We start from the raw sequence: 4,289 nt of genomic DNA on the forward strand, positions 1-4,289 counted from the left end.
GCTCTTGCGGCGATGGATGATGTATTATTAAGGACATGCGAGATAGTGAGACCGGGACGAAAGTTTAAACGAAAGCATAAACAGAAGAAACCACCATCTATGGAATATAAACAGCTTTAGGGCTTAACTAAACGACATTGACTCATCACTCATCACTCATATCTCATAACTCATAATTCTCTTCACGTCCCACTGCCAAAGTACTACGTTCCATTCGTCCATATAGTCGCGGTACTTGTGAATAGTTTGGAAACCGGTTTTTTCGTGCGCGCGTAGGGACCGGTGATTTGAAGTGGAGATTTCTGTTACTATGCAATCAAAACTGTTTTGATAAAGTTCACGATGTTTATTATAAAGCATGTTGAAAACCTGCTGACCGCGATAGTTTTTATCTATGCAGACCTGACCCATAACATAAAATTTATAGTCAATCAGGGGCCTGCCATTCCAGCTTAGCGTTTCAAGATGCAGAAACATGTTTTCAAGATCCGGATAGGCATTCCGGCCTTCTTTCAACAAAACAATCGCATATGCTATTATATCATTTCCATCACGCACCACTACGCTGGGAGCAAGATCGTGGAGCTGCTGTAACATCTCCAATGAAAACTGCATGGTAAGAAACCCTTCGGCTGCCTTTTCCTCCGCCGATAAATTTTGTTTAAGATTGCGTTCCTGTAATGCCAGGATTTGTCTGAGGTCAGATTGTGTATTTGCGAGACCTGCTGTTAACATCGGATTATCGTTTGATTCTGATACTGCAAAGATAAGTAAGGAAGAGCCGACCGTAAAAACAGGAATATTACCTATTCAGTGTTATTTATGTTATTTATTGTAGATATTGTTTATTGTAGATATTATTATTGTTATTTATGTTCGCCCCAGACTTCACGTAGAGTATCTGCGATTTCACCGAGCGTACACTTTTGCTCAACAGCATCGAGTACAACCGGCATAATATTATCATCACCGGAAGCACAGTCATTTAATTGTTGTAACAGGTTATCACATTTGGCAGGATTCCGGTTGTTTTTGAAAGCAGTAAGTTTTTCCGTTTGTATTTGCCTGATGCTGTCGTCGATCCTGAATCCTGGAATTTTTTCTTCCTGGGTACTTTGAAACTTATTTACTCCAACAATGATTTTTTCTCCTGTCTCAATAGATCGCTGGTATTCGTATGCACTCTTTGCGATCTGCTCCTGCATAAAACCTTTTTCCAGTGCACTCACACTGCCACCCATATGATCGATGATACCGATCAGTTCAAAAGCCTTTTCTTCGATCTCATTGGTTAATGATTCAACATAAAAAGAACCAGCCAGGGGATCTGTAGTATCCGGGACACCGCTTTCGTGAGCAATGATCTGTTGTGTTCGTAAGGCAATCCTTGCTGCCTCTTCTGTTGGCAGACTTAAGGCTTCATCATATCCATTGGTATGTAATGACTGTGTTCCTCCGAGTACGGCGGCAAGCGATTGTAGTGTAACCCTTGAAATATTATTTTGTGGCTGTTGTGCCGTTAGTGTGCTGCCACCTGTTTGCGAATGAAACCTCAGCATCATTGCTTTTTGATCTGTTGCACCCAGGTCTTTCATAATTTTTGCCCACATTCTGCGGGCAGCTCTGAATTTAGCTGCTTCTTCAAAAAGATTATTATGTGCATTAAAAAAGAAAGATAAACGACGTCCAAAAACATTTATGTCCAATCCTTTTTCAATAGCAGCTTTCACATATGCCTTACCGTTACTAAGAGTAAACGCCACTTCCTGCACCGCTGTACTTCCTGCCTCACGTATATGATAACCTGAAATAGATATAGTATTAAACTTTGGAGTTTCAGTGCCACAATATTCAAAAATGTCGGTTATGATCCGCATCGAAGGTTTGGGGGGATAAATATATGTTCCCCGGGCGGCATATTCTTTCAGGATATCATTCTGTATGGTTCCTGTCAGTTTCTTTAAGTCAGCGCCCTGTTGTTTTGCCAGGGCGATATAAAAAGCCAGTAGAATGAAACCTGTTGCATTAATAGTCATCGAAGTCGAAACCTGGTCAAGCCTGATACCATTAAAAAGTGTTTGTATATCCTCAAGGGTATCTATTGCAACACCAACTTTTCCCACTTCACCTTCAGCCAGCGGATGATCACTGTCATAACCGATTTGGGTGGGCAGATCAAAAGCAACGCTTAACCCCATGACTCCCTGAGACAATAAGTAATGGTATCTTTTATTACTTTCTTCTGCTGTGCTGAAACCTGCGTATTGCCTCATGGTCCACAGCCGGCCGCGGTACATATCTGCCTGCACCCCGCGAGTAAATGGAAATTCACCAGGATTACTGTCATCGGCTTTTCCGATATCGGCGCCTGTATAAACTGATTTTATTTCTATCCCTGAATCTGTCCGCTTTATATTATCGTCCATAACATTGTTCACTTAAGATCCGGTAATTTCTTCACTCGCCCATGCAAAAATTGTTAAATCGGGCGATTGTTGTTGATTCATTCGAATGTTGTTGACTCATCCGAATGTTGTTGACTCATCAGAATGTTGTTGACTCATCAGAATGCTGTTGACTCATCAGAATGCTGCTGAATCACCCGAATGCTGTTGAATCAAATCCTTTGTTCGCATTTTCGGTCAACGCATTAGTTTTTTTGCTTCAAAGCTCAGAACATCTGAAACTACATTGTGCAATGATGCTTTTGGATTTTGCATGAGCATTTCCAGAACCGCTCTGTTAAGATCCTGCCCGGTCGCATCAGCCGGCAGAAAAGAAGCGACCTGGTTGATGATAAGGATGTTCTGATCTTTGAGATTCCTCACCGCTTCCCAGGCGTCGGCACTAACATAGATCTGTTGGGTTACATTGTATTCAAATTCCTGTTTTATTTGTTGGGTGAGAAGTAGTTGCATATCCTTCAGGCCAATTCCGGCCTGGTTAACACGGCTTATAACATTTGGCAGCGCTATCCTGTCAGTTAATAGAATCATCCGCTCATAAGCCTGTAACTGGAGTTGTTTGCTGACGTCATCGGCCGTTCTTGTTTCTGCGACCGGAGCTTTTGCCGCCGGTGCTGAGCGTTTTGCATCCTGCCGCTGTTTCCAGAAGAGATAAGCGAGTGTGCCGCCAATTGCAAAAGCGATGATTAATTGCCAGATTAACTGACTGGTGGATAATGACATAATGGATTTTTAAGTTAAGCAAAAATAGGGATTAGGCACACCTATAACGGAACTTCTTTGAATTGCTTATTTTTGCATCTAAACTTTTTTAAAAGCAGGCTGTTACAGGAAGCAGGCCGTTACAAAGTATGGTTCTAAAGTTAAGATCGCATGTGTATGATCCTGATGTTAAGATAATATGTGTAAGATCTTTATATTAAGATCGGATTTGAAAAATCCGGCTCTTCGTCTGCTTTACCTAACAATAAATTCGAATTATGGAAACTACTATAACTTCTCCACTCACATTTACTCCGAAAGCCATAGAAGAAATCGACCGTTTGATGAAGGCACCAGATTTTGACTTGACCAAATTGCTTCGTGTTGGTGTTAAAGGTGGAGGTTGTTCAGGTATGACTTATATCCTGGGCTTTGATCATAAGCAGGACAATGATGATGTACATGAAATAGGTGGACAAATAGATGGACAAATAGGTGGACTGAAATTCTTACTTAACCGTTCGCATAGTATCTACCTGATGGGAATGGAGATTGACTGGCAGGATGGATTGAACGCCAGGGGATTCAGCTTCTCGAATCCCAATGCCAGCAAAACCTGCGGCTGCGGTACTTCTTTCGCCGTATAACGGTTTACGCACCCTGTGGCATCACGTCGGGAACCCCTGGGATTTCAACCCGGCTTATGCGAAGTCAATCCCCTATCAGGGGTTGAGAGGTTGAGATCAATAGTTTACGGATACGTAAACACCACCACGCGTGCGCGTACAAAGCCAATTTTTGTTTTCTACGAGATTTTCAGACTATCTGTACACTATCTATACAGATTAGTGTTTCCTTTTATTTATCTGTAATTATCAGTAATGATACTGTAGGCAATGATTCAATATATGCTAAGAATTAGTACATGCTAATTGAATTCTGCTATTCGCAAATCCCCCCAAGTGATCAAGGTTAGAATGAGCAGGATGGGCCTGAGGTTGGTTTGATTGCCACCTTCGATTCCTTCAATGATGAGTTTTCGCTGCATCGTTGTGTAATTTTTCTTTTATATGGTTTTAGGTCCTACATATGATTTTATTTTTTTAGGATCAGAACAATTTT

The 4,289-nt window shown here is 41.5% G+C and carries 4 protein-coding genes; 1 reads left to right on the plus strand and 3 read right to left on the minus strand.

Annotation, left to right across the window (positions count from 1 at the left end; translation table 11 throughout):
- Positions 1-156 precede the first annotated feature (156 nt).
- The 3 genes from VK664_RS07040 to VK664_RS07050 all read right to left on the minus strand — a co-directional run bounded on the left by VK664_RS07040 (position 157) and on the right by VK664_RS07050 (position 3,188).
- Complete coding sequence (locus tag VK664_RS07040) at positions 157-735, minus strand: GNAT family N-acetyltransferase (RefSeq protein WP_461397923.1); 579 nt, start codon at positions 733-735, stop codon at positions 157-159.
- 131 nt (positions 736-866) lie between these two features.
- Positions 867-2,426, minus strand: a complete 1,560-nt coding sequence (locus VK664_RS07045) for an acyl-CoA mutase large subunit family protein (protein WP_461397924.1) — start codon at positions 2,424-2,426, stop codon at positions 867-869.
- A gap of 216 nt (positions 2,427-2,642) precedes the next feature.
- A complete protein-coding gene (locus tag VK664_RS07050) occupies positions 2,643-3,188 on the minus strand; it encodes a DUF7935 family protein (protein ID WP_461397925.1) in 546 nt (181 codons plus the stop codon).
- A gap of 257 nt (positions 3,189-3,445) precedes the next feature.
- Between VK664_RS07050 and VK664_RS07055 the strand changes: the two genes are divergently transcribed.
- Positions 3,446-3,814, plus strand: coding sequence for a HesB/IscA family protein (locus VK664_RS07055; RefSeq protein ID WP_461397926.1), 369 nt, complete (start codon positions 3,446-3,448; stop codon positions 3,812-3,814).
- The last annotated feature ends 475 nt before the right edge of the window (positions 3,815-4,289 follow it).

This window comes from Flavitalea sp., from assembly GCF_035489435.1.
Classification (GTDB): Bacteria; Bacteroidota; Bacteroidia; order Chitinophagales; family Chitinophagaceae; genus DATHKG01.

Excerpts from the sequence above, each read along its gene's own strand:
- VK664_RS07040 (WP_461397923.1), bottom strand. The coding sequence starts at position 735 with ATGTTAACAGCAGGTCTCGCAAATACACAATCTGACCTCAGACAAATC.
- VK664_RS07045 (WP_461397924.1), bottom strand. The coding sequence starts at position 2,426 with ATGGACGATAATATAAAGCGGACAGATTCAGGGATAGAAATAAAATCA.
- VK664_RS07050 (WP_461397925.1), bottom strand. The coding sequence starts at position 3,188 with ATGTCATTATCCACCAGTCAGTTAATCTGGCAATTAATCATCGCTTTT.
- VK664_RS07055 (WP_461397926.1), top strand. The coding sequence starts at position 3,446 with ATGGAAACTACTATAACTTCTCCACTCACATTTACTCCGAAAGCCATA.